Here is a 23900-nt window from a genome sequence, read left to right as displayed (position 1 = left end):
TTAGCCGTATCCTTGCCAACATGACCATCACCTACCGCCCCGCCATTCCCGAAGACGCCGCCGACTGCATCGCGCTGCGCACCCGAACTCGCGAGAACGCCGTCACCGAAGCGCAGCTCGCCGACGCCGGCATCACGTGCGAAACGTGGAGTGCGGGGATTGAAGCGGGCTTGTATCCCGGCTTTGTCGCGCTGGACGGCGGCAGGCTTGCCGGCTATTGCTTCGGGCATCGCGACACCGGGGAAATCGTTGTGCTGGCGCTGTTGCCGGAATACGAAGGGCGCGGGGTGGGGAAGACCGTCTTGCACATGACCCGCGACGCGCTGCGTCAGCTGGGTTTCAAGCGATTGTTCCTGGGGTGCGCCACGGACCCTGCCGTGCGGTCTTACGGTTTCTATCGCCACTTGGGATGGCGCTCGACGGGTACGTTCGACGCTGCGGGCGACGAGGTGCTGGAGTACGTGTTCTGAAGGCCGGACGAGCCGGAAGCGCCAATTCCCTACGCCTTGGACTCGCCGCACGCCCGGAACCCTTCGCTACATTTCCTGCTCCAGCGTCTTCTGCATGCGCTCCATGCTTTCCTGATTGACCTGGATCACGCCGGTTCCCGGCTGATCGATGTCGACGATAAACGTCAGCACCAAGGCGATCAGCGCGGCAAACAGACCGGTTGAAATCAAGCGCCTGCGCCCATGCAAGCCCGTGCCGTAGGCAATGAACGCCACGGCTCCCCCGCTGACGATGAACAGCAAATAGAACACCGGCTCGGGCACGTGGTTTTCAAGCGCCACGCGGCGCTTCTCGTTGATCTGCGCCATCTCGTTGATGGCCTGAATGAACATGATGGTCGACACGGCGGGCGGGTTGTCGGCGGTGGCGGCGGCCAGGGCGCGAATCTGGCGTTCGATGCGGCGTGACGTGGCGCTGGCGGCGTCAAAGCGCGGAGCGTCGTTTTCCGCGTCATGCAGTTCCAGCGCCGCCTTCGTGTATTCCAGCAGCAGCTTCGGCACCTGCGCCCGTGCGGACGGCGCAATCAGCTGCGAACGCCAGTACGCGTTGCCCACGGCGTTGGCTTCTTCCAGCACCAGGTTCTTGCGCGCCTCGAAGCGCGTGACCGACATCGCAAAGGTAAAGCCCAGCAGCAAGGCCAGCAGGCCGAGCAGGGCGGTTTGCAGGGCCGTGATGTGCGTGCGGTGCGTTTCATCGCCGGGCTTGCGCTGGTGCAGGCCCAGCCGGAAGCAGAGCTCGATGATGCCCAGGAAAACGATGACGCCGATGAAGAAGAGATAAGACTCGTCGAAGTTCCTGAGCATGGCGCTCCCCGTCGCGAAGAGGCCAGCGTATGCGGATTTGCGGGCGGGTGGCAAGCTGCCGGATGCCCTGATTCTGTCAGCGAAACGCCAAGTACTTGCGGTAAGGTGTCGGTTCCTCTCTAAAGACCCCGCACGGAGCAGAACTTGAAAACCCGCAAACTCGGCCGTACCGACCTGGATGTCAGCCTGATTGGATTGGGCACCATGACCTGGGGCGAACAAAATACCGAGGCCGACGCTCATCAACAACTGGACTACGCGCTGTCGCGCGGCGTCAACCTGGTCGACGTGGCCGAAATGTACCCGGTGCCGCCCAAGCCCGAAACCCAGGGCCTGACCGAAACCTATATCGGCACGTGGCTCGCGAAGCGCAAGCGCCGCCAGGACATCGTGCTGGCCAGCAAGGTGGCCGGCCCGGTGCGCGACCCCAAACGCCCCGGCCACATCCGCGATGGCAAGACCTTCCTGGACCGCAAGAACCTGACCGAAGCGCTGGACGCCAGCCTGAAGCGCTTGCAGACGGATTACCTGGACCTGTATCAGCTGCACTGGCCCGACCGCACCACCGCCACGTTTGGCCAGCTGAATTACCCGTGGGTCGAAGACGAGCACACCGTGCCGATCGAAGAGACCCTGTCGGTATTGCAGGATTTCGTGCGTGCCGGCAAGGTGCGCCACGTGGGCGTGTCCAATGAAACGCCGTGGGGCCTGTCGCAGTTCCTGCGTCATTCGGATACCCAGAACCTGCCGCGCGTGGTGTCGATTCAGAACGCGTACAGCCTGTTGAACCGCGTGTTCGAAATCGGCCTGTCGGAATTCACGCACCACGAAGGCGTGGGCCTGCTGGCGTACTCGCCGCTGGCGATGGGCATGCTTTGCGGCAAGTACCTGAACGGTGCACGTCCCGAAGGCGCCCGCCTGACGCGCTACACGCGATTCACGCGCTACAGCAATCCGCAGGCGGAAGCGGCCACCAGCGAGTACGTGGCGCTGGCGCGCGAACACGGCATCTCGCCGACGCACCTGGCGCTGGCCTGGGTGAACCAGCGCCCGTTCGTCACCAGCAATCTGATCGGTGCGACGACGCTGGAACAGCTGAAAGAAAACATCGACAGCGTCGACGTCACCTTGTCGCCGGACGTGCTGAAGGCGATTGACGCGATCCACACGCGCTATCCGAATCCGGCGCCTTGATCGAAACCCGGCCCATGCAACGCTTCCTGACCACGCTGCTTCTCGCCGCGCTTGCCCTCCTGATGGCGGGCTGCGCGTCGACCAAGACGTACACCGAAAACGTCTCCACGTTGATGGTGTCGTCGGACGGCAAGACGTTTGCGGTGCTGGGCCCGCAGTATCACTATCTGTTCGACATGCCGCCTGCAATGGCGCAGGCGATGCAAGCTGACTTCCGAACCCGGCTGACCGCCGGGATTCCGCGCGATTTTTATGTTGGGGCCGATGGCTTCACCTGGGGCTATGTGCGTTTGCAGCTGATGGGCAACGCGACGCCGCGTGATCGTGAACAGGCGCTGGCCATGCACTTCCAGACCACGAAGGAAGGCATGGTTTATTACACGCATCACATCAAGGGCAAGCGCTACCTGGCCCGGCCGGGCACGCCCAGCGTGGCGCAGGCGGCCGGGGGCAAGCAGACGGCGCTGGACCAGTCGTACCAGGTCACGGTGCAAGACTCGCAAGGCAGCGCGGACATGGCGCGCGCGCTGTCGCCCGTGATGTTCCTGGCGGGCACGGGGTTCGTGGTGGCGAATCCGGCGATTGTGCTGTTCGCCTTGCCGGTGGCGGGGCTGGAGCCTTAAGTCTTCGAGCATCGCGGGGCAGCAGCTTCCGCTGTTGTCCCCGCGCGACATGCCCCGCCATGGGGCAATTCGGCGCAAGTGATTGATCCATCAAACGTTTTGAAAGCGTCACGCTATCCAGGTAGCAGTCAGCGTTGTGCGGAATCGTAAATATTATTGCGAATCAGTATCGTTAATAATAAAAATCCAATCTTTCTGCCCGTCTGCTCTGGAGAATTCAACGTGGTCCGTCCGACTTCCAACCGGAAGTGCCGTGCGCGCAAGCTTGCACGGTCTGCTGTTACGCCTTCTGTTCTTGCCCTGGCGTTGGGCATGGTTTTCTCAGGCGGAGCACAGGCCCAATCCGCCGCCGACTCGCAGGGCGTGGCGCAATTGCCGGCGGTGACCGTCAACGCGACATCAATCGACGACACCTTGGAGCATCTGTCCGCACCCGTGAACACCGGCGCGCTGGGCAATCGCAGCCAACTGGAAACGCCGTTTTCGACCACGGTCGTGACCGCGGCAGACATCCAGGACCGGCAGGTCAACAAGCTGGGCGACGTGTTCGCACTGGACGCGTCCGTCAGTGACAACAGCGCGTCTTACGGCGCGTGGGCCAGCTACCTGACGGTGCGCGGCCTGCCGCTGGATTGGCAGAATTCTTACCGCATCGATGGCAAGCCGTTTCTGAGCTATGTGACGACGCTGCCGTTCGAACAGTTCGAGCAGATTGATTTGTTGAAGGGCGCCTCGGGCTTCATGTACGGCTTTGGATCGCCGGGCGGCCTGGTCAATTACGTGACGAAGAAGCCGACGGACGAGCCGGTGCGCAGCATCGAACTGGGCTATGTGTCCAAAGGCTTGCTGCGTGAACAGGTGGACCTGGGCGGGCGCGTGGGCCAAAGCGGCACATTCGGCTACCGCCTGAACGCGACGCACGAAGAAGGCAACACGTACAACGGCGGCTCCTTGTATCGCGACTCCGTCTCGCTGGCGCTGGACGCGCGCTTGACCGACAAGCTGACCTGGGACTTCCAGTCCATCTACCAGGACCGCAAGGCGATCGGCCAGGAACCCACCATTTACGCGGGCCAATTGGCGGGCAGCGAGTTGCCGTCGCCCGTACGCAATGACAACGGCAAACTCGTGGGCGAAGGCCCGTACGCCGACAACGCATTCCGCTACTACTCCACGGGCCTGAAGTACCAGCTGTCGTCCGACTGGAGCGTGCGCACCGATTACAGCTACAGCTCGACGCGCACGCGCCGCAATGAATCTGTGCTGTTCCTGCAAAACCAGGCAGGCGACTACGACGACTACCGTTCCGATTACGGCGAGGCCTACGGCTACAACCAATGGCAGGGCATGGTCGAAGGCAAGTTCGCAACCGGGCCGCTGAAGCATCACGTGGTGGCGGGGGCGTCGTGGCAGAAGCAGAAGAACGACTACAGCGTCAATGGCGTGTACCAACTGCAAGGCACGGGCAACCTGCGGTCGCAGAACACCAACACGTACTACAGCGAAGGCAGCCTGGACTTGTACCGCGCGGCCGAGATCACGCAAAAGGCGATGTTCGCCAGCGACACCATCGACCTCACCGGCGGCTGGTCGCTGCTGGGCGGCCTGCGCTATACGAATTACGAGCAGGTGGGCTTTGATGCGACGGGCGCGCAGTCGTCACGCTACGACAAGAACGGCGTGCTGACGCCGACCGTGGCGTTGATGTACAAGATCACGCCGCAGACGATGGCCTACGCCAGCTACATCGAATCGTTGGAGCCGGGTTCGTCGGTGGGCAACACCTATGCCAACTACGGCGCCTTGCTGAACCCGCTCAAGAGCAAGCAGTACGAATTGGGTTTGAAGACCAACCAGGATGACTGGGCGGCCACCGCGGCGCTGTTCCGTATCGAGAAAAAGGCCGAGTACGCAAACGCTGCCAATGAACTGACCMAAGACGGCAAGTCGATTTATCAGGGCCTGGAGCTGGGCGCGTCGGCGCGTGTGGCCGCGAACTGGAACGTAGGCGGCAGCCTGATGTTCCTGGATTCGGAATACAAGAAGGGCAATGCCTACACGGGCAACCGCGTGGCGGGCGCGCCGAAGCTGGTGGCGGCGGCGCAGGTGTCGTATTCGGTGCCGCAATTGCCGGGCCTGAAGCTGCGCGCCGATGTGAAATACACCGGCAACACCATGCTGGGCGCGTCGAACAATGTGCGCGTGGATGACTACGCCATCATCAACATCGGCGCCACCTACGACACGCGCATCTATGGCTACGAGACGACGTTCCGCGCCGGGATCAACAACCTGGCGGACAAGCGCTACTGGCTGTTCCAATCGTCGGATTACGTGAAGGCCGGCGACCCGCGCACCTACGGCTTGAGCGCCAGCCTGAAGTTCTAAGCGTTCACTTCCCAAAGGCGATCAGGCGAAAAGTCAGCCTGTTCGCCTTTTTTGGCATAGCCCAGCGGGTTGGCCACGACCCGGCAGCCGTCTTTCACGTAGTCATGTGCGCAATGCAGATGGCCGTGCATCCACATGTTCGCCAGCGGCAGCAACGCGTCCAACGTATTGCAGAAGCCGGCCGTGCCGGGTGTGACGCCGTAGCGCGGGTCGGCGCTGGCAAGCGTCGGCGCGAAGTGGGTGATGGCCACCGTCGGGCCGTCAAACGGCACGCGCAGCGCGGCGTCCAGCCATTGCTGGCAGACGAGCCCTTGCTCGCGCATTTGTTCCGCCATGAAGGGCGCGCCCTGGCGGCGCATCTGCGCCTTTTCCAGATAGAAGTCGGCCGCGCGAAACGCCTTGGCTCGCTTGGCAAGCGCCACGCCTAGCGCGTCGCTGTCTGACGCCAGCGCATCGAAATCCGTCCACAGCGTGGTGCCGACCAGGCGCACGCCGTCGATGACGCAGGTGTCGCGTTCCAGCCATTGGATGCCCAGGGCGTGGCAGAGCTCGCGCAGGCGATCATGCGTGTCGTCGAAATCCAGGTTGTCGTATTCATGGTTGCCAGGCACGAACACCACAGGCGTGGGCCAGCCGTTGCGTGGCGCGTAGCTGCCCAGGCCGAAGTCGGTGCTGGAAAGTTTCGAACCTTCACGGTACGAGCCGATGTCGCCCGCCAGCACCAGCAGGTCGGCGCCAGGGGTGGGCCGCGCCAGAAAGGTCGGGTCGGATTCCAGGTGCAGATCAGAGAGCAATTGAATCTTCATGGCCGATATCTTAGGCGATGGGCCGGCTGCGGCATGCGCCACCGTGCCCATCCATGCGACACTTTCCCATCAGACGGACGCTTCGGGCGCCATTACTTACCGACTCAACCCTTTACCGACTCAACCCTTTTACCGACTCAACCCTTCAACAGGAGAAACGTTTATGCGTATCGCAATCGCCACGGCTGCCGCGCTGATCCTGGCGGCCAGCGCACAGGCGCAGCCGCTGAAAAATTGCAGCAATGCCGAAACGCAGACCGACATGAACCTGTGCGCCGACCAGGCCTATCGAACGTCCGACGCCGACTTGAACGCGGCGTACAAAGACGTCACGCAACGGCTGAAAGACGATAAGACCAAGCTGACCCAATTGCAGGCCGCGCAAAAGGCATGGCTGTTTTTTCGCGATGCGGAATGTGCGTTCTCGTCAGCCGGCACCACGGGCGGCAGCGCCTATCCCATGGTGCTGAGCCAGTGCCTGGACAAGCTGACGCAGGCCCGCACGAAAGAACTGCGCGCGTACCTGAAGTGCGAAGAAGGCGACATGAGCTGCCCCGTACCCGGTAAGCAATGACGATGCCAGCGCTTGAAGACGCCGCGGGCACGCCACCCGCGCCCGGCAAGGCTGGCCTGATTCTTGATGCAGCGGGCGCGCCGCGCTGCTTCTGGCAGCCGTCAATGCCGGCATATCACGATCACGAATGGGGGCGGCCCGTCGGCGGCGACCGCCGGCTGTACGAGAAGATCTGCCTGGAAGGGTTTCAGGCGGGCATGGCGTGGATCACCATCTTGCGCAAGCGCGAGGCGTTTCGCGAAGCCTTTGATGATTTCGATTTCGAACGCGTGGCGCGCTATACCGAGCACGATGTGGACCGCCTGATGGGCAATCCGGGCATTGTGCGCAACCGCGCGAAGATCGTGTCCGCCATCAACAACGCGCGCCGCGCCGTGGCGCTGGCCGAGGAAACCGGTTCGTTGGCGGGCTGGTTATGGCGGCACGAACCGCAGCCTGCTGAGCGGCCCCCGGCAATTGACCTGGATTACTGGAACAACAACCCGACTTCCGCGGCATCCACGGCGCTATCGCGTGCGTTGAAAAAGCGTGGCTGGACGTTCGTGGGGCCCACCACCATGTACGCCTTCATGCAGGCCGTGGGCATGGTCAATGACCACATGAGCGGCTGCGTCTGCCACGCCGCCATTGAACAGGCGCGCGCCGGATTCAAGCGGCCGGGGTAAGCGCCGAATCCGCGCCGGGATCAGCGCCGGGACCAGCGCCGGATTCACGCCGGGATCAGCGCCGGGACCAGCGCCCGATTCACGCCTGGGGTTTGCGTGCTGGGTTTGCGCCCCGGGGTGGCATCGGACGTCAGCGCGCGGCCAGTCCGTTAAACGTGGTGGTGATCAAATATTCGACGATCTCGTCGGGCTGGAACGCGCCGCCCATTTTCAGGAAGTTGCCCACCGGGTCGCACGACCGCGCGTAGATCGTGTAGAGGATCACTTCGCCCGGCAAGTCTGACGACAGCTCACCGCTTTCCTGCGCCGCCAGAATCCAGCCGCCCAGCGTTTCGGTGACCTGGCTCAAGCGTTCCAGGTAGGGCGTGTGCGTGATCAGCGCCTGCTGGATCGTCGACCGGGTGGACGGCAAGAGCGGCATTTCGTCGTCCAGGTGCGTCCGCACGGCCCAGCGCACCACTTCCTTCAGCCGGTCTACCGGCCCCAGCGATTCCGGCAGCGCCGCAATCACCGCCAGCGTGCGGTCCAGCAGCCGCGTCATCGACGCCGCCGCCAACGCGTCCTTTGACGCGAAATGCTTGTACAGGCTGGCCTTGGAAATCCCGACATCGGCCGCGACTTCGTCCATCGTCATCAGGTCATAGCCCTTCACCGCCAGCATTCGGTTGACCGAATCCAGGATGGCATCTTCGCGCAGCAACAGTTGCTGTTGTTTGAAGGACAGTTTCTTGACGGGGGCGGCAGCGGGCATGGGGGACAGACCATTCAGGCAGAAATTTGCCTGCATAGTCTAAATCTAAACTGCATAGTATTTTTTTAAACTTGATGGTTTAATCGTGACTAATCGGTTCACAACAAGGCGGCGACATGGCCACCCCGACGTCGAAACCCCTGGAAGTTGCGTTGCCGTCCGCGTTGCTGACGGCGCATCCCGCCGATTGGCGGCTGATCGGCCATGGCTTGCTCACGTGGAGCGTGTTCCGGCTGTATCACGCCTATCTCTATGTGCCCGCAGCGGCGCCCGACGCAGCGGCGCCCGACGCATCGGCGCCCGACGCAACGGCGCCCGACACGTCCACATCGTTTGATCCCGATGGTGACTTCGTCTTGATGCTGCGCTACCTGCGCAACATTCCGGGCGAGCAGATCGTCTCCACCTCTACCGAAGAAATCGCCCGGTTGACCGACACGCCCGCCGACGAATTGGCCGCCTGGACGCAGGCCATGCGCGAACGCTTTCCTGATGTGGCCGCGGGCGACCGCCTGACCGGCTGGTTTCGCCGCGGCGAGGGCGTGCGCTTTTTCCGTGGCGACACGCCGGCGGGCGATATCGACAGCCCCGCCTTCGCCCGCGCGTTCGCTGCCATCTGGCTCGACCCCCGTACCCGCAGCCCGGCCTTGCGCGCGAATCTGCTGGGCCTGAATCGTCAGGACGCCGCATGAACCGCGCCCTGTCCGCGCCGATCCCGCCGGGCGGCCGCATTGCGGTGGTCGGTGGCGGCGTGTCGGGCTTGAGCGCGGCGTGGCTGCTGTCTGAAAAATACAGCGTGACCTTGTTTGAAGCCGGCTCCTATGTGGGCGGCCACACGAACACCGTAGACGCCGAGGTCGACGGCATACGCCACCCGGTCGACACCGGTTTTCTGGTGCATAACGACCTGACCTATCCCAACCTGGTGCAGTTGTTCCGGCATCTGAACATTCCCGTACACGCCAGCGACATGACGTTCAGTGTGTCGCTCGCGCAGCCCGATCTGGAATGGGCTGGCACAAGCCTAGGCACCGTGTTCGCGCAACGCCGCAACCTGATGCGCCCCGCGTTCCTGGGCATGCTGCGCGACATCCTCCGCTTCAATCGCCACGCCGCGCGTTATCTGGCGCGTTGCGGCCCCTATGCGCTCTTGGGCGATCTGCTGGATGACGAAGGCTACGGCCAGGCCATGCGCGATTGGTATTTGCTGCCGATGGCGGGCGCCATCTGGTCCACGCCGCCCAGCATGGTGTTGCAGCAACCGGCCCGCACGTTTCTGTCCTTCTGCCTGAACCACCGCCTGCTGCAAGTGGCCGGCCGCCCGCAATGGAAAACGGTCAAGGGCGGCGCGCGCCAGTATGTGAATGCGATGCTGCCGCGCATTGCAGACGTGCGCGTGTCCAGCGCGGTGCACACCGTCAAGCGGCTGGCCGACGGCGTGGAAGTGCGGTCGGCCGGGCATGTTGACCGCTACGATGCCGTGGTGCTGGCCTGCCATGCGCCAACATCGCTTGCCATGCTGGATGCCAGCGAAGACGAACGCGACGTGCTGTCGCGCGTGCGCTATCAGCCCAACGTGGCCGTGCTGCACACCGACACGGCCTTGCTGCCGCGCCGGCGCGCCGTGTGGTCGGCGTGGAATTATCTGGCCGGCCCCACGGCGGATGCGCCCATGTCGGTCAGCTATCTGCTCAACCACTTGCAACCGCTGCCGTTCAAGCAGCCGGTGATCGTCACGCTGAACCCGCAGCAGGAACCGGCGGCCAGCAGCGTGTTGGGCCGGTTCGACTACGAGCACCCCGTCCTGGACGCCGACACCGTTGTGGCGCAAGGCCAGTTGGCCGGCATCCAGGGCCGCGCGCGCACGTGGTTCTGCGGCGCGTGGACGGGTTACGGGTTTCATGAGGACGGCTTGGCATCCGCCATCCGCGTTGCGGCTGACTTCGGCGTGTCGCCACCGTGGAGCACCGCGCCATGACAGCGGCGCTCACCACCGCCCCGATCGAACTCGCTCGCGCGCGCGTGGTGCATGCGCGCACCCGACCCGTTGTGCATCGCTTCACGTACCCCGTGTTTTGCCTGCGCGTGCGCGTCGACCAGGCGGCAGAGATGGATGGACGGTCGTCATGGCTGTTCGGCGTCAACCGCCGCCGCCCCGTGGCGTTTCATTTTGCCGACCACGGCGACCGCAGTGGCGGCAATCCGATGGACTGGCTGCGTTCCCGGCTGGACATCGCCGGCATCCGTATGGACGTGGGCGCCGTGTGGCTGCAGAGCTTTCCGCGCGTGTTCGGTTATGTCTTCAACCCCGTCAGCTTCTGGTACGTGCATGACGCCGATGGCGTGCTGCGGGTGCTGGTGGCCGAGGTCAACAACACCTTTGGCGAACGCCATCAATACGTGTTGCGAGCGCCAGACGGCGGGGCCATTCATGATGGCGAAGCCCTGCAAACCACGAAGGAATTTCATGTGTCGCCGTTCTGCCGCGTGGTAGGCGTGTACCGCTTTCGCGTGCATGAGCAGGGCGATACGCATCGCGTCGCCATCGACTACTTCGATGATCCCGCGTTGCCCGCGCCGTTGCTGCACACCGCCATTCAAAGCGTCGGCACGCCGCTGTCCTCCGCGGCCTTGCTGCGCGCGCTGCTCGCCATGCCCTTCATGACGCTGGGCGTGGTGGCGCGCATTCATCTCCAAGCCTTGCGCCTGTTCTTGCGCAAGGTGCCATACCAACGCAAACCCGCTGCGCCGCCAAGCGAAGTGACCTACCCGCGCGAGGGCCATGATGAGTGAAGACGAACTCAGCGTTGAATGCGCTGCCGCCAGGCCCGGCTGGGCCGCGCGTGGATTGATGGCGATGGCGGCGCGCTTGCGCGTCGGCACGCTGGCCTTGACGGACCCATCGGGCGGGCACGCGCTGTACGGCGAGCCCGGCGGCGGGCCGCATGCCGAACTGATCATCCGCGATTGGCGGGCGGCGCCGGCCATCTTGCGACAGGGCGACATCGGCTTTGCGGAAAGCCTGCGCCGGGGTTGGGTGGACAGCCCCGATCTGCTTGCGCTGTTCACCCTGGCCTTGCGCAACGAGGCCGCATTGTCTCAAGCTGTGGCAGGCAAGTGGTGGGCGTTGCTGGCGCGGCGCTTGTCGCATCTGTTTCTGCGCGACAACACCCGCAAAGGCAGCCGCCGCAATATTCTTTCCCACTACGACCTGGGCAACGACTTCTATCGTTTGTGGCTGGACCCGTCGATGAGCTATTCCGCCGCGCTGTTCGGCGCGGATCGCACGGAATCGCTCCAGGCCGCGCAACACCGCAAGATCGACCGGCTGCTGGATGCCTTGAACGCCCGGCCCGGCCAGCACGTGCTGGAGATCGGTTGCGGGTGGGGCGGCTTTGCCGAGCGCGCCGCGCAACGCGGCTTGCACGTGCACGGCATCACCTTGTCCGACGCGCAATTGCAATGGGCCCGCGCGCGCATGCAAACGCAAGGGCTGGACGGCCGCGTCACGCTGGAACTGCGCGACTACCGCGACCTGGGCGCCAGACAGTACGACCACATCGTCTCCATTGAGATGGTCGAAGCCGTGGGCGAGCGCCGCTGGCCCGTGTACTTCGATACCTTGGCCCGGAACCTGCGCAGCGGCGGCCGGGTTGCGCTGCAATCCATCGACATCGCCGACGCAGCGTTCGGCACCTACCGGCGCGGTACGGATTTTATTCAGCAATACATTTTTCCCGGCGGCATGCTGCCCTGCCCACGCGTGATCCGTGAACAATCTGCACGCGCCGGGCTCGACATCATCGACGAACACGCGTTCGGCCTGGACTACGCCGATACGCTGCTGCGCTGGCGCCACGCGTTTGACGCGCAGGTGCAGGCGGTGCGCGCGCAAGGTTTCGACGACGCCTTCATCCGCTTGTGGCGCATGTATCTGTGCTATTGCGAAGCCGGCTTTCGAGAAGGCCGCACGGATGTCCGGCATTGGGTTTTAGAGAAAAGGACGCAATGATGAACGCACGCCTGCAAGAAATCGCGGCCTGGTTTGAAGCGCTGACGCCGCAAACACTGCCCAGCATTGATACCGTCTACGCGCCCGATGCGCACTTTGCTGATCCGTTCAACGATGTGCACGGCCTGCCCGGCATCGCGCATGTTTACGCCCACATGTTCCAGAATCTGGAGCAGCCGCGTTTTCATATCTTGCGGCAGGGCGGACAGGGCGTGGACGCCTTTCTGGTGTGGCGGTTTGACGGCGCGTTCCGAGGCCACGCGTTCGACTTCGAAGGGGCCAGCGCGCTGGTGTTGGACTCGCAAGGCTTGATCATCGACCACCAGGATTTCTGGGACCCGGCGGCGCATATTTACGAACGCATTCCGGTGCTGGGCGCCGTGCTGCGCCGGTTACGGCGCAAAATGTCCGCTCGGTAGAGCGGTAGCGCGGTGGCGCCGTAGCGCTGAAGCGCCGTAGCGAGGTAGCGAGGTAGCCGGGCAGCGGGGGGGCCGGGTAGCGGCGACGCTGAAAATTCCTTGATTTGGTTGCGGCTCGCAATTATATTGGTTGCGAACCGCAACTTATTGGGGCGCCCCATGGATCTCATCGATTTTCCTCCTCAGTCCCGTGAGCAGACCATCCGGGATTTGCGGGAATTTTCCCGCAAGCTGGTACGCGAACTTGGCTTCATGCGCACGTCGCTGGCCGGCAGCGATCTCGCCCCTTCCGCCGTACACGCCATCATCGAAATCGGTTTGCAGCCCGGCATTCAGGCGCGCGACCTGGCGGGGATTCTCAGGCTGGATAAATCCAACACCAGCCGCCAATTGGCCAAGCTGGAATCAGCCGGCCTGGTGACGCGTGAAACCGATACCGACGATGCGCGCGCATCCCGCTTGACCTTGACCGCAGCCGGTCTGGAGCTTCGTGCGCGCATCGACCAGTTCGCCACCGATCAGGTGTCGCGGGCATTGCGCAAACTGGCGCCTGACGATCAGCAATCGCTGATCCGCTTCATGTCGCTGTATGCCGATGCGCTGTCACGCGAAAATCCCAACCTGGCGCCGCCCGCCACATCCATCAGCGATTCGATTCACGACGGCTATGTGCCCGGCTGCATTGGCGATGTCGCCAGCCTGCACGCGCGCTACTACGCACAAACGTCGGGCTTCGGCGTGTACTTCGAACGCAAGGTCGCCAGCGAGCTGGCTGCCTTCGCGGAAGGCCTGCCCGCACAGGGCAAAGGCATATGGCTGTATGTGGACGGGGGCAGGGTGTTGGCCAGCATCGTGATCGACGGCGATCTTGCGAAGCGCCAGGCGCACCTGCGCTGGTTCATTGTGGACGACGCCTTGCGTGGCATGGGCGTGGGCCGCGCACTGCTTGAGCGCGCCCTGGCCTTTGCCGACGCGCACTACGACGAGACCTATCTGTGGACCTTCAAGGGGCTGGACGCCGCGCGCCACTTGTATGAGTCAGCGGGCTTTGTGCTGACCGACGAATCCGAAGGCCAGCAGTGGGGCAGCGTCGTCGTCGAACAGCGCTTCCTGCGCCGCCGCTGACCGCTCGTCTTACGCACATGACACGCGGATGTCCGCGTGGACATACGCCGATACAACGCGGCCTGAATCACCCCGTGAGGATTCACGGGGTTGTCACGTCGCGTTCCTAGACTCGCTGGGGTCTTGCCGCTTGAAAGCGGCATGAAAGTTTTCCTCACCCCACCGACTCCCCATGCCTCCCAAACGCATTGCACGAACGCTTGCGGCCGCCTTGCTCGTGGCCGTCACCTTGTCCGCCTGTGGCGGTGATGACGACGACGAGCCGTCATCGCCCACTCCCGAGCCTCCTGTCACCGAGCAGCCCCAGCCTCAGCCGCCCGCGCCTGCGCCGCTGCTGCGATGCGCGCCTTGAACGCCGTCGCGCTGACTTGCCCTGACCTTAACGACCCAGAAGCCTCGAGATGAATTCACGCCGCAATTTTCTACAGACCGCCACGGGCGCAGGCTTTGCCGCCGCCGCGCTGGCCGCATTTCCGCCCAGCATCCGCCGCGCGCTGGCCATTCCGGCCAACAACGCCACGGGCACCATCAAGGATGTGGAGCACGTCATCATCCTGATGCAAGAGAACCGATCGTTCGACCATTACTTCGGCACGCTCAAAGGCGTGCGCGGCTTTGGCGACCGCTTCACCATTCCCCTGGCCAACGGGCGCCGCGTCTGGCAGCAAGAGCGCGCCAACGGCGCCGTGCTCACGCCTTACCATCTGGATGGCAACACCCACAACGCGCAGCGCGCGGATGGCGCGCACCACACCTGGGTGGATAGCCAGGCCGCGTGGGACCACGGCCGTATGACGCAATGGCCCACGCACAAGACCGACATCGCGATGGGCTACTTCAAGGAACGCGAGATTCCGTTCCAGTTCGCGCTGGCCAACGCGTTCACTTTGTGCGACGCCTATCACTGTTCGATGCACACTGGCACCGACGCCAACCGCGCGTTCCACCTGACGGGCACCAATGGCGCGACCGCAGGCGGCGCGTCGTTCGTGAACAATGAGTGGGATTGGATCGACGGCCGGCCGGCGTCGCAGAACACCGGCTACACCTGGACGACTTATGCCGAACGGCTGGAAGCCGCTGGCGTCAGCTGGATTTCGTACCAGAACATGCCGGACGAATGGGGCGACAACATGCTGGGCGCTTTCCAGCAATTCCGCCGCGCGAACATCGCGTCCGGCTTTCCGGTATCCAGCGGGGGCGAGCCCGGCGTGCCGTACGCCAACACCGGCCAGGCATTGCCGTATCACGCCTACGACGCCGCCAGCGACAACGCGCATAACCCGCTATACAAGGGTGTGGCGAACACCTTGCCCGGCACCGCGCCCGAGAACTATCTGGACGCCTTCAAGCGCGACATCCGCGAAGGCAAGCTGCCGCAAGTCAGCTGGATGAACGCGCCGTCGATCTATTGCGAACACCCCGGCCCGTCCAGCCCGGTGCAAGGCGCGTGGTTCCTGCAAGAAGTGCTGGACGCGCTGACCGCCGTGCCCGAAGTCTGGAGCAAGACGGTGGTGCTGGTGAACTTCGACGAGAACGACGGCTACTTCGATCACGTGCCGTCGCCGTCTGCGCCGTCGCCCGATTCGGGTTTGGGCAAAGCGGGCAAGTCCACGCTAAGCGATACGGACATGGCGTTTGAGTATTTCTCGCATCCCGCGCCCGCCGGCAGCAGCAGCCAGCCCGCGCCGGATGGCCGCGTCTATGGCCCTGGCCCGCGTGTGCCGATGTTCGTCATCTCTCCCTGGAGCCGTGGCGGTTGGGTCAATTCGCAGGTGTTCGACCACACCTCGGTGCTGCGCTTTCTGGAAGCGCGTTTCGGCGTGCAGGAACCCAACATCAGCCCATTCCGCCGTGCCGTGTGCGGCGACCTGACCAGCGCGTTCAACTTCCAGACGCCCAACACCGAGGCCTTGCCCACGCTGGCCGGGCGCAGCACCCGCAGCGCCGCCGACCAGTTGCGCAGCGCACAGGAAGCGTTACCCGCCATGCCTTTGCCCACGGATATGCAGTTGCCCATTCAGGCCAGCGGCACGCGTCCGTCGCGCGCCTTGCCGTATGAACTGCACGCCAGTGCGCGTTGCAGCGCGGTGGGTACGGTGGAACTGCTGTTCTCCAATACCGGCACGCAGGCGGCGGTGTTCCATGTGTATGACCGGCTGAACCTGGACCGCGTGCCGCGCCGCTATGTGGTGGAAGCGGGGAAGTCCTTGTCGGATACCTGGAATGCGTTCCAGGACAATCTTGGCCGGTATGACTTGTGGGTGCTGGGGCCGAACGGCCTGCATCGCCACTTCAAGGGCGATACCAGCCGCATCGCGGACTCGGGGGTCGCACCCGAGATCCGCGTTTGCTACGACATCGCCAATGGCGACGTCTATGCCGAGCTCATGAACGCGGGCGCCAATGCCGGTGACTTCACGGTGACGGCGCTGGCCTATCGGCAGGATGGCCCGTGGAAGCAATCCGTGGCGGGCGGCGCGACGGCATCGTTGCACTGGGCGCTTGCCGAAAGCGGACAGTGGTATGACTTCGCCGTCACGTGCGCCAGCGACCCGGCTTTCTATCGCCGCTTCGCCGGGCGGGTCGAGACGGGCAAGCACACGGTGAGCGACCCGGCGATGGGCGCCGAAGGCTGACGCCCGTGCGCGTCAGATCACACTGATGCGCAGCTCGGCCAGCAGCGCGGCGGCCTGCGTCTTGGAAATGGTGGCGCCGGCCAGCCGCGCGGCGGCGGTCAGGTCGATGCCGCTTAAATCCACTTCGCGCAGGTCGGCGCCTTCAAAGCGCACGTTTTTCAGGTTGGCGTTGCGCAGGCTGCCGCCGTGAAAGACGGTGTCGCGGAAATCACTGCCCGCAAGATCCGCATCTGAAAAGTCCAGCTGCATGAGGGCGGTTTTGCGGAACGATACGCCGCGCAAGAGCGCACCGACCAGCAAACATTCTTCAACCGTCCAGCCCAGGCAGGCGATGCCGTCGAAGTCGGAACCGGTCAGTTTGCATCCCTGGAACCGGGCGGCGGCCAGGCGCGCACGGCGCCAGTTGGCGTTGTTCAGATCGCAGTTCTGGAAGACCGCGTCGCTGGCATCTACCGACGCAAAATTGGCACGGCCGCCCCGGCAACGCACCCAGGTGGTGTCGGCCAGCGTGGCGCCCTGAAACGAGGCGTCGGCGATGGCGCAGGCGGTGAATTGCGCGCCGCGCAGATCCAGCCGGGAAAAGTCAGCGTTCTGGAAATCGCAGTCCTGGAAGAACAACGGGCGGCCCGCCGCTTGTTCAAGCAGCGCCTGCATGGCGCTGCGGTTCACTTCCTGGTCGGTAATGGATTCAAATGCGTCTTGCGTCATGCCACGGTCTCGGTTTGATGCGCCCGAGCAATGTAGACGCAAAGGCGCGGCGTCCGCTCGGGCAAGCCCCAAAGGATACCAAGCCAGAAGCGCCGCTTCCGCGCTTGTGAAACAGCCTGTATTTCTTTACTGTTTCGTCAGCCGGTTTGACGTCCGCAGGCCGGCTTCCTCCCGTTCACGCAAGTCAAGTCGTGTTGAAAGGAACCGTCTATGCAGGTGCAGGAAGGGGGGGGCAGCCATCGGCTTGAAGCAGGTCCCCGGATGAAAGCGATGCGTCGGGGCCGATGCGCCCGGGCGATCACGGGTTGGGCGATCACCGTTTTGGCCTTCACGGCGCTGGCCTTCAATGCGCACGCCGCAGATTCCGCCTCGTTCACAGACACGCAGGATGGGGACTTCGACACCAGTGATTTCCTGTTGCACCGCAAAGGTGTCATGCCGATTCCCATCGTCATCACCGAACCCGCGGTGGGGTACGGCGGCGGGGCGATGCTGCTGTACTTTTCGGAGTCACTGGAAGAGGCCGGCAGCGCGCCTCGCGAAGAGGGCGAAAAGGCGCCGCCGAACGTCACCGGCATCGGTGGCGCGCTGACCGAAAACGGCAGCCGCTTTGGCGGGCTGTTCCACTTTCATACTTGGGACGGCGACCGCTACCGCTATCTGGGCGCGCTGGCCCACGGCCGGATGAACCTGGATTACTACGGCAAGCTGAATGTCGGACGAAGTTACGAGCTCAAGGGCACGTTTCTGGTGCAGCAGCTGCTGGCGCGCGTAGGGGATTCGCGCTGGTACATCGGGCCGCGCTACACCTACTTCAATTCCACGACACGCTTCACGGGGGACGCCGCCAGCGAACTTAGCTCGGCTGACCAGCAGGGGCGCATCGGCAAGCTGGGCCTGGTGGTCGATTACGACAGCCGCGACAACATGTTCTACCCCACGAAGGGCAGCTATGCGGAAATTGAGGCGCAGTTTGCGCGGGGCTGGCTGGGCAGTTCGCAGTCGTTCGATACCTACAGCGCGCGCGGCTACACGTGGATGCCGTTGAATCCAGAGTGGAACCTGGGCGTTCGTCTGGACGGCCAGACCACCAGTGGCGCGGTGCCGTTTTACGCGCAGCCGTCCATCGATTTGCGCGGCGTGTCGCGCGGCCGCTATCAGGATAAGACTGCGCTGGTGTCCGAGCTGGAGTTGCGGTGGAACGTCACGCCGCGTTGGTCGCTGCTGGCGTTTTCGGGGCTGGGCAAAGCCTACGGCCGCTGGAATTCATTCAGTGAAGCGCCCAACGTGGTCAGCGTGGGGACGGGTTTTCGCTATTTGATCGCTAAGAAAATGGGCTTGTCCGTCGGTATCGACGTGGCCCACAGCAAGGATCAGAACGCGTTCTATATCCAGGTGGGCAGCGCCTGGCGCTAAGGCCAGGGGCCGACGGCGTTACTGGAAAATCTCGGTTTCCACGCAGAACGCCACCAGTTCCTGGTCCGTCTGCACGTTCAGTTTTCGCATGGCGGATATCTTTTGTCCGCTCACGGTCTTGACGCTGCGCTTGAGCGTCTCGGCCACTTGCATCATGGATTCACCCCGAATGAAGTGGCGCAGCACTTCGAATTCCTTGGGGGACAGGCTGTTGATGCGTTCGCCGATGAACTTGGTGCGGGAATCTACCGTGCCGTCGCGTTGAAACCCGGGGGGATAGTATTTGCGCCCGGCTTGCAGCGTCTGCAATGCCGTGACAATTTCGGCCAGGTTGTCGCGCTTGAGCACCACCGCCGCAACCCCTGCGTCATACAGTGCTGAAATGATCATCGGGTTCGACACCATCGTCAGCACAACGACCTGCGCGCGCGGAAAATGCCGGGTCAGGTATTTCACCAGCCGGATGCCGTCGCCATAGGTTTCATCGCCGGGCATGGAGTAATCGGTGATGACTACATTCGGCAGATCTTGTGTCAGGTGTTCGACCAGCTCGGTCGGGCTGGCCAATGTTGCCGTGACCTCAAAGCTGAGATCCTTATCGAGCAGATCGCGCATGCCCATAAGCACAAGCGGGTGATCGTCTGCCAAGACTATTCGAAGTCGTTCCATGCGGGGACGCGGAGTATTGATGGGATGAATTATCGGGACCATTCTGCACCAAGAATCAGACTTGGACCAGAAGGTCTTTGAGTTCAACTATCAGCGTCAAGGTGTCCTGCAAGGCTTGTTCGTCCCGGTCATTGCGCTTGAGCCGGGATTCGATGGCTTCGAGCTGAGATGACAGTGGCGTCATTTTTACCATTACCAGCGCGCCGCGCATGCGGTGCATGGTTTGCAGCGCTACCCGCACGTCGCGCTGGGCGATGGCGGCTTCCAGTTTGGCCAGATCCGACTCCATGGTTTCCCGGAACAGGCGGCGGTACTGGGCGGGGACGAGCGGAGACAGCGCATCGGAGTTGGTGGGGGTATCAGCGTTGGGCGTAGCGGCAGCGGCCGGGGGCGTGTCCGAAGGGGGGGCCGCCTTGTCGTGGCGCCGCGGCGCCACATTGCCCAGGTGGCGGCGCAAGGTGCTGAGTTCAATTGGCTTGACCAGCCACGCGTTCATGCCCGCCGCCATGCAGCGCGCTTCTTCGTCGCGCATGGCGTTGGCGGTGACGCCGATGATGGGTTGCGTGAATCCGCGCTCGCGCAGCGTGCCGGTCAGCTCGTAGCCATTCATCTTGGGCATGTTGACGTCGGTCAGCAGCAGGTCGTAGGCGCCCAGTTCCCACAGCGACAGCGCTTCCGCCCCGTCTGCCGCCACCGTCACCGTACAGCCCAACTGCTCAAGCTGATGGCGCAGCGTGGCCTGGTTGATCGGGTTGTCTTCCGCCACCAGCACCTGCAAGTCGAGTGGGTCCAGGACGGCATCGGCGCTGACCGCGGGCGGCACGACCGGATCGCCCCGCACCAGGCGCGCGATGGCGAACCCGATGCTGTCCAGGTCGTGGCCATCGATCTGTTCCGGCGCGCCGGGGGCGCTGGCCCAGGGGTCGCCCGCCGCCAGGTAATGCCCGGCCCAGTTGACGGGCCGGGCATCGTTGGCGCCCAGCAGGTCCAGGAAGACATCATCGCGTTCGCCGCGGGGCTGCGAGCCGGTGGCAGGGTCCGCTGTCGCGCCCCAGCGGTTCAGCCAGAGGCAGACGTTGTCGGTCAGTTCGCGATGCGGGCTGCGCACCTGGATGCGAATGCCGTGCAGATCAGGCAGTTCGATGGCGGGGCCGTCGGCCGGCTGCAAGACGAGGTCCAGCGCGAAGCTGCTGCCCAGGCCCAGTTCGCTGGTCACGCGGATCTGGCTGTCCATCAACTTGGCCAGGCGGGCGCAGATCGACAGGCCGATGCCCGCGCCGCGCACGGTGTGGCTGGCGCTGTCGATTTGGTAGAACGGGCTGAACAGCTGGCTTTGTTCGGACTTGCCGATACCGATGCCGGTGTCCACCACCTGCAATGTCAGCCGTTGCGCGCCGTCTTGCAGATTCGCCCCGCGCAGCCGCACGATGACGTGGCCGGACTCGGTGAACTTGATGGCGTTGCTGAGCAGGTTGCTGAGAATCTGCCGGATGCGCACAGCGTCCCCCATTACCCAGGGCGCCACGGAACCGTCCACGCAGGCGAACAGCAGCAGCCCCTTTTGCCCTGCCATGGCGGCAAACGAGCGGGTGCAGCTTTCCACCAGGTCGCGCGGGCTGAACACACTGGACTCCAGCGCCAGCTGACCCGACTCGATCTTGGTGATGTCCAGGATGTCGCTGATCAATTGCAGCAGAATCACCGACGAGTTCTGGATGCGTTCCAGATGCTGACGTTGTTCGGTGTTCAGTTCGGTCATGCCCATCAGTTCCAACGTTCCCAGCACGCCATACAGCGGCGTGCGGATTTCGTGGCTCATCGTGGCAAGAAAGGTGGATTTGGCCTCGCTGGCTTTGTCGGCGTCGCGCTTGGCCTGCGCCAGCGTGCGCTCGATTTCGGCGCGCGCACTGATGTCGGCGAAGGCGCACAGCACCACGCTCTGCTTCTTGTAGCGGGTGGGCGAATAGGCCACGTATAGCGGGCGGCCGTCGTCGGCGTGGAAGGTCTCGATGGTGCCGGGTTCCGCGGCGTGCAGCACCTGGTCCAGCAGGGGCTGCGCGGCGGGCGAATCACGCAGCCCCTGTCCGGCTGCGGCGCCCAGCCATTCCAACGCCAGGCTGTTGGCGAACAGCACATCGCCATCGGCTCGCGCCAACACGCACAGCGCGATGGGCGCCGTCTGGATCAGCGTTCGATTGAATTCTTCGCTTTCGGCGATATCGCGGTGCGCGATCTGCGCGGGCTCGATCACGCGGCGGCTGTACCACCGCTGATAGCCGATGCCCCCTGCCAGACTCAGCAGTAGCGCCAGCAGGGCGCTGACCGGCAGCCAGAGATTGTCTTGAAAGAAGTTGCCATAGCTGACGCGGTAATGCGCCGTCCAGCGCCCGGCCGGGTCCGTCACCTGCATGACCAGGCCATCGGCCATGTAGTTCAGGCCATCGTGGCCGCCCACGGGCGCGGGGCCGTCGCCGATCATCAGGCCTTCATCACGGTGGCTCAGCCAGAAGGCGTCGTATTGGATGGAGGGCAGCGCCTTATCGTAGATGTTGATGCGGTTGCGGCTGAGCAGCGTGACGGCAAAGAGCTCGGCACGCTTGCCGTCGCGGTTGCTCCAGGCGGCGTCAGGCAGGCCGGCGGCCATGATGCCGATCATGCGGTTGTTCAGCCCCGGCGCGCGGAACCACTGCACCGTTCGGTCGGGTTGTTCGTCGATGATTTCCGTGTCGGAGGCAGCGGCTGAAGGGGGCGTGGTAACGGGTTGGGGCTTGTTCAGCCAGGCGCGCACGCCGTCATCGACCAGCAGCAAGGTGCCTTCGCTGAGCGGGACGCCATAGCCGGGCTTCACGTTGATGGCAGGCACGGCGACCGTGACGCTGTCGGTGCGGTTCACCAAAAAGGCGGCGGCCGAAGGAAAGTACGAGTTGGCCCAGAACGTGCTGTAGAAATCGGCGAAGTAGCCGGACGCTGCTGGGACGGGGCTGCCCGCTGCCGGACATTCGGCGGCGTAGCGGCAAAGCAGCGAAAACGGCATGGCCACAAACGCATGCTGTCCGCGATAGAGCCGAAAATCGGGGCGCGAAGCCGCCATCGGGGCGCCAAGCTCAACGTGTTCGATCGGCGGCCGGCCATCCAAGCGTTGGTTTTCCTTGCTGAACTGGATCAGGAAGCCTTCCTGTTCGTGGATATAGCCCACGAGGACGGCGAAATCCATCAGCAAACGGTCTTCTTCCTGCTTGATGATGCGTTGTGCGCCCCACAGCAGAGCGCCGATCAGGATCAAGGCAACGGGCAGAATGCCGAACAGTGCGGTATTCAGGCGGCGAGAGGTGCGAGCGATCCTGCTTAACGGCGTTTCCTGCATGCGCGGCAGTAGTCCTATAGCGGATGGGTGGCGTACGGGCGGGGTTCGTTAGCCAGCAAATCGGTGAAGTCGTGGGCGTTGACGGCGGCGGATATCAGAAAGCCCTGGGCGAAATCACAGCCGATATCGCGTAAAAACTCCAGTTCTTTCGTTGTTTCCACCCCTTCGGCGGTAATCAGCAAGCCTAACTGGCGGCCGAGTTGCACCGAGGATAACAACGCCGCGGCGCGGACTCCATCTTCGACGACGCCACTGACGAAGGCGCGGTCGATCTTCAATTCGGTGAAGGGGGTGGAAATCAAGGTGTACATGGAGTTGTATCCTTTGCCGAAATCGTCCTGCGCCAGACCAAAGCCCTTCAAGCGCAGGCGGCTTGCCCCCATGTAGTACTGGCCAGGAAGCGTTGCGGTGTCGTCTTCCAGCAGTTCAAAGGTGACGTCCTCGAAGGGGACGTCTTGTTCCGCGACAAGATTGTAAAGCTGGTCGGGCAGATCAGGTTCATCAAGTAACCGCGTGGGCAGATTGACCGAAACCGGCATCTTGAATCCCATGTGGCGCCAGCGGCGGTAGGCCGTCAGCGCGTCTTCCAGCATCCGCATCAGTAAGGCGTGGTCCAGGCCATGATGCCGGACCGCACCCAGGAAAGACGCGGGCAGCATGAACCCGAACTCTTCGTGATGCCAGCGCGCCAAGGCTTCCGCCCCAACAATATTGCCGGTGGCCAATGCCTTCTTGGGTTGGAACCAGGCTTGGATCTGGCCGGTGTTCAGCGCCTTTTCCAAGGTCTGGCGTTCGAAGAGCCGGGCAGGGTCCAGAATGGGCGCCAGGTGCGCGACAGGGTCCGGACGAGCCTGGCGCAGGCGGTTGGCCAGCGCTTGCGCGTTTTCCCGGGTGACGGGTTTGGTGTACGCACCGATGACGGCCAGCCCCTTTTCCTTGGCCATCAGGCTGACGCTGTTCATGATGCGGCGCGAGCACGCGGTGGTAATCGCCAACATCGGGCTCAAGTGCTGCCGGGCCAACTCGTGGATGAACTGCACGCCATCCATGCCGGGCATGTTCAGCTCCATCAGAATCAGCTCATAGGAATGCAAACGCGCTTTTTCCAGCGCTTCTTCTGCGGTGCTTGCCATGTCCACCTGTTCGAAGCCGGCGTCTTCAAGCAGGCCGCGCATCTGCGCGCATTGGAATGGGTGGTCGTCAAGGACCAGTACCTTGTAAACGGAAAGCATCG

22 protein-coding genes are annotated in these 23900 nt (G+C 63.6%); 15 read left to right on the top strand and 7 right to left on the bottom strand.

Annotated elements, in window-relative coordinates:
* The first annotated feature begins 20 nt into the window (after window positions 1–20).
* Complete coding sequence (locus AC1DB0_RS18735; RefSeq protein WP_054423325.1) at window positions 21–470, top strand: GNAT family N-acetyltransferase; 450 nt, start codon at window positions 21–23, stop codon at window positions 468–470.
* 66 nt (window positions 471–536) lie between these two features.
* Here the strand turns inward: AC1DB0_RS18735 and AC1DB0_RS18730 are convergent, their stop codons facing one another.
* Complete coding sequence (locus tag AC1DB0_RS18730) at window positions 537–1313, bottom strand: bestrophin-like domain (RefSeq protein WP_054422804.1); 777 nt, start codon at window positions 1311–1313, stop codon at window positions 537–539.
* A 144-nt stretch (window positions 1314–1457) separates the two neighbouring features.
* Between AC1DB0_RS18730 and AC1DB0_RS18725 the strand changes: the two genes are divergently transcribed.
* From AC1DB0_RS18725 to AC1DB0_RS18715, 3 genes are all read left to right on the top strand, one after another.
* Window positions 1458–2507 carry an NADP(H)-dependent aldo-keto reductase gene (locus tag AC1DB0_RS18725; protein ID WP_175170159.1) on the top strand — a complete coding sequence of 350 codons (1050 nt, stop codon included), beginning with the start codon at window positions 1458–1460 and terminating at the stop codon, window positions 2505–2507.
* A 14-nt stretch (window positions 2508–2521) separates the two neighbouring features.
* Window positions 2522–3130, top strand: coding sequence for a hypothetical protein (locus tag AC1DB0_RS18720; RefSeq protein ID WP_476758454.1), 609 nt, complete (start codon window positions 2522–2524; stop codon window positions 3128–3130).
* Between the two features lie 222 nt (window positions 3131–3352).
* Complete coding sequence (locus AC1DB0_RS18715) at window positions 3353–5518, top strand: TonB-dependent siderophore receptor (protein WP_476758718.1); 2166 nt, start codon at window positions 3353–3355, stop codon at window positions 5516–5518.
* On the opposite strand, the gene AC1DB0_RS18710 is transcribed toward AC1DB0_RS18715, so the two are convergent.
* Complete coding sequence (locus AC1DB0_RS18710; protein WP_447982499.1) at window positions 5515–6324, bottom strand: metallophosphoesterase; 810 nt, start codon at window positions 6322–6324, stop codon at window positions 5515–5517. The two genes, AC1DB0_RS18715 and AC1DB0_RS18710, sit on opposite strands and share 4 nt — an antisense overlap.
* 163 nt (window positions 6325–6487) lie before the next feature.
* On the opposite strand from AC1DB0_RS18710, the gene AC1DB0_RS18705 reads away from it, so the two are divergent.
* A complete protein-coding gene (locus AC1DB0_RS18705) occupies window positions 6488–6898 on the top strand; it encodes a lysozyme inhibitor LprI family protein (protein WP_054422797.1) in 411 nt (136 codons plus the stop codon).
* Window positions 6895–7563, top strand: coding sequence for a DNA-3-methyladenine glycosylase I (locus AC1DB0_RS18700; RefSeq protein WP_476758453.1), 669 nt, complete (start codon window positions 6895–6897; stop codon window positions 7561–7563). Before AC1DB0_RS18705 ends, AC1DB0_RS18700 begins: the two co-directional genes overlap by 4 nt.
* 130 nt (window positions 7564–7693) lie before the next feature.
* Here AC1DB0_RS18700 and AC1DB0_RS18695 read toward each other — a convergent pair whose 3' ends face one another.
* The gene (locus tag AC1DB0_RS18695; RefSeq protein WP_054422794.1) at window positions 7694–8314 is read right to left on the bottom strand and encodes a TetR/AcrR family transcriptional regulator; all 621 of its coding nucleotides are present in this window, start codon (window positions 8312–8314) and stop codon (window positions 7694–7696) included.
* Between the two features lie 116 nt (window positions 8315–8430).
* Here AC1DB0_RS18695 and AC1DB0_RS18690 point away from each other — a divergent pair, with 116 nt between their 5' ends.
* The 8 genes from AC1DB0_RS18690 (at window position 8431) to AC1DB0_RS18655 (ending at window position 16509) form a co-directional block, all read left to right on the top strand.
* Window positions 8431–9006, top strand: a complete 576-nt coding sequence (locus AC1DB0_RS18690; RefSeq protein WP_476758452.1) for a chalcone isomerase family protein — start codon at window positions 8431–8433, stop codon at window positions 9004–9006.
* Window positions 9003–10292 (top strand): NAD(P)/FAD-dependent oxidoreductase, encoded by a 1290-nt coding sequence (locus tag AC1DB0_RS18685; protein WP_054422790.1) that lies wholly within the window; start codon window positions 9003–9005, stop codon window positions 10290–10292. The genes AC1DB0_RS18690 and AC1DB0_RS18685 overlap by 4 nt, the downstream gene beginning before the upstream one ends.
* On the top strand, window positions 10289–11107 hold the full coding sequence (locus AC1DB0_RS18680; protein WP_476758451.1) for a DUF1365 domain-containing protein: 819 nt from the start codon (window positions 10289–10291) through the stop codon (window positions 11105–11107). Before AC1DB0_RS18685 ends, AC1DB0_RS18680 begins: the two co-directional genes overlap by 4 nt.
* A complete protein-coding gene (locus AC1DB0_RS18675) occupies window positions 11097–12326 on the top strand; it encodes an SAM-dependent methyltransferase (protein ID WP_254600579.1) in 1230 nt (409 codons plus the stop codon). The genes AC1DB0_RS18680 and AC1DB0_RS18675 overlap by 11 nt, the downstream gene beginning before the upstream one ends.
* On the top strand, window positions 12323–12745 hold the full coding sequence (locus AC1DB0_RS18670) for a nuclear transport factor 2 family protein (protein ID WP_156336512.1): 423 nt from the start codon (window positions 12323–12325) through the stop codon (window positions 12743–12745). Before AC1DB0_RS18675 ends, AC1DB0_RS18670 begins: the two co-directional genes overlap by 4 nt.
* Window positions 12746–12904: 159 nt before the next feature.
* The gene (locus tag AC1DB0_RS18665; protein ID WP_441371910.1) at window positions 12905–13870 is read left to right on the top strand and encodes a bifunctional helix-turn-helix transcriptional regulator/GNAT family N-acetyltransferase; all 966 of its coding nucleotides are present in this window, start codon (window positions 12905–12907) and stop codon (window positions 13868–13870) included.
* 172 nt (window positions 13871–14042) lie between these two features.
* A complete protein-coding gene (locus AC1DB0_RS18660; protein WP_082387030.1) occupies window positions 14043–14222 on the top strand; it encodes a hypothetical protein in 180 nt (59 codons plus the stop codon).
* A 49-nt stretch (window positions 14223–14271) separates the two neighbouring features.
* Window positions 14272–16509 carry a phosphocholine-specific phospholipase C gene (locus tag AC1DB0_RS18655; protein WP_476758450.1) on the top strand — a complete coding sequence of 746 codons (2238 nt, stop codon included), beginning with the start codon at window positions 14272–14274 and terminating at the stop codon, window positions 16507–16509.
* Window positions 16510–16521: 12 nt separating this feature from the next.
* Here AC1DB0_RS18655 and AC1DB0_RS18650 read toward each other — a convergent pair whose 3' ends face one another.
* A complete protein-coding gene (locus AC1DB0_RS18650; protein ID WP_175170149.1) occupies window positions 16522–17217 on the bottom strand; it encodes a pentapeptide repeat-containing protein in 696 nt (231 codons plus the stop codon).
* Window positions 17218–17487: 270 nt separating this feature from the next.
* On the opposite strand from AC1DB0_RS18650, the gene AC1DB0_RS18645 reads away from it, so the two are divergent.
* Window positions 17488–18633, top strand: coding sequence for a BamA/TamA family outer membrane protein (locus AC1DB0_RS18645; RefSeq protein WP_447578595.1), 1146 nt, complete (start codon window positions 17488–17490; stop codon window positions 18631–18633).
* A gap of 18 nt (window positions 18634–18651) precedes the next feature.
* Here AC1DB0_RS18645 and AC1DB0_RS18640 read toward each other — a convergent pair whose 3' ends face one another.
* Genes AC1DB0_RS18640 through AC1DB0_RS18630 form a run of 3 tightly spaced genes read right to left on the bottom strand, consistent with a single transcriptional unit; the run spans window position 18652 to window position 23898 of the window.
* Window positions 18652–19302 (bottom strand): response regulator, encoded by a 651-nt coding sequence (locus AC1DB0_RS18640; protein WP_054422778.1) that lies wholly within the window; start codon window positions 19300–19302, stop codon window positions 18652–18654.
* 55 nt (window positions 19303–19357) lie between these two features.
* Window positions 19358–22666 carry a hybrid sensor histidine kinase/response regulator gene (locus AC1DB0_RS18635; RefSeq protein ID WP_476758717.1) on the bottom strand — a complete coding sequence of 1103 codons (3309 nt, stop codon included), beginning with the start codon at window positions 22664–22666 and terminating at the stop codon, window positions 19358–19360.
* A 14-nt stretch (window positions 22667–22680) separates the two neighbouring features.
* Window positions 22681–23898, bottom strand: a complete 1218-nt coding sequence (locus AC1DB0_RS18630) for an EAL domain-containing response regulator (protein ID WP_054422775.1) — start codon at window positions 23896–23898, stop codon at window positions 22681–22683.
* Between the last annotated feature and the right edge of the window lie 2 nt (window positions 23899–23900).

The organism is Achromobacter sp. 10T422, from assembly GCF_056394065.1.
The sequence above is the reverse complement of the archived record's forward strand: the minus strand, read 5'-3'. Positions and strand labels throughout refer to the sequence as shown.

What these genes read in the sequence shown, in the direction of transcription:
- AC1DB0_RS18735 (WP_054423325.1), top strand. Translation starts at nt 21, where the DNA reads ATGACCATCACCTACCGCCCCGCCATTCCCGAAGACGCCGCCGACTGC.
- AC1DB0_RS18730 (WP_054422804.1), bottom strand. Translation starts at nt 1,313, where the DNA reads ATGCTCAGGAACTTCGACGAGTCTTATCTCTTCTTCATCGGCGTCATC.
- AC1DB0_RS18720 (WP_476758454.1), top strand. Translation starts at nt 2,522, where the DNA reads ATGCAACGCTTCCTGACCACGCTGCTTCTCGCCGCGCTTGCCCTCCTG.
- AC1DB0_RS18710 (WP_447982499.1), bottom strand. Translation starts at nt 6,324, where the DNA reads ATGAAGATTCAATTGCTCTCTGATCTGCACCTGGAATCCGACCCGACC.
- AC1DB0_RS18705 (WP_054422797.1), top strand. Translation starts at nt 6,488, where the DNA reads ATGCGTATCGCAATCGCCACGGCTGCCGCGCTGATCCTGGCGGCCAGC.
- AC1DB0_RS18700 (WP_476758453.1), top strand. Translation starts at nt 6,895, where the DNA reads ATGACGATGCCAGCGCTTGAAGACGCCGCGGGCACGCCACCCGCGCCC.
- AC1DB0_RS18695 (WP_054422794.1), bottom strand. Translation starts at nt 8,314, where the DNA reads ATGCCCGCTGCCGCCCCCGTCAAGAAACTGTCCTTCAAACAACAGCAA.
- AC1DB0_RS18690 (WP_476758452.1), top strand. Translation starts at nt 8,431, where the DNA reads ATGGCCACCCCGACGTCGAAACCCCTGGAAGTTGCGTTGCCGTCCGCG.
- AC1DB0_RS18685 (WP_054422790.1), top strand. Translation starts at nt 9,003, where the DNA reads ATGAACCGCGCCCTGTCCGCGCCGATCCCGCCGGGCGGCCGCATTGCG.
- AC1DB0_RS18680 (WP_476758451.1), top strand. Translation starts at nt 10,289, where the DNA reads ATGACAGCGGCGCTCACCACCGCCCCGATCGAACTCGCTCGCGCGCGC.
- AC1DB0_RS18675 (WP_254600579.1), top strand. Translation starts at nt 11,097, where the DNA reads ATGATGAGTGAAGACGAACTCAGCGTTGAATGCGCTGCCGCCAGGCCC.
- AC1DB0_RS18670 (WP_156336512.1), top strand. Translation starts at nt 12,323, where the DNA reads ATGATGAACGCACGCCTGCAAGAAATCGCGGCCTGGTTTGAAGCGCTG.
- AC1DB0_RS18665 (WP_441371910.1), top strand. Translation starts at nt 12,905, where the DNA reads ATGGATCTCATCGATTTTCCTCCTCAGTCCCGTGAGCAGACCATCCGG.
- AC1DB0_RS18660 (WP_082387030.1), top strand. Translation starts at nt 14,043, where the DNA reads ATGCCTCCCAAACGCATTGCACGAACGCTTGCGGCCGCCTTGCTCGTG.
- AC1DB0_RS18655 (WP_476758450.1), top strand. Translation starts at nt 14,272, where the DNA reads ATGAATTCACGCCGCAATTTTCTACAGACCGCCACGGGCGCAGGCTTT.
- AC1DB0_RS18650 (WP_175170149.1), bottom strand. Translation starts at nt 17,217, where the DNA reads ATGACGCAAGACGCATTTGAATCCATTACCGACCAGGAAGTGAACCGC.
- AC1DB0_RS18645 (WP_447578595.1), top strand. Translation starts at nt 17,488, where the DNA reads ATGCGTCGGGGCCGATGCGCCCGGGCGATCACGGGTTGGGCGATCACC.
- AC1DB0_RS18640 (WP_054422778.1), bottom strand. Translation starts at nt 19,302, where the DNA reads ATGGAACGACTTCGAATAGTCTTGGCAGACGATCACCCGCTTGTGCTT.
- AC1DB0_RS18635 (WP_476758717.1), bottom strand. Translation starts at nt 22,666, where the DNA reads ATGCAGGAAACGCCGTTAAGCAGGATCGCTCGCACCTCTCGCCGCCTG.
- AC1DB0_RS18630 (WP_054422775.1), bottom strand. Translation starts at nt 23,898, where the DNA reads ATGCTTTCCGTTTACAAGGTACTGGTCCTTGACGACCACCCATTCCAA.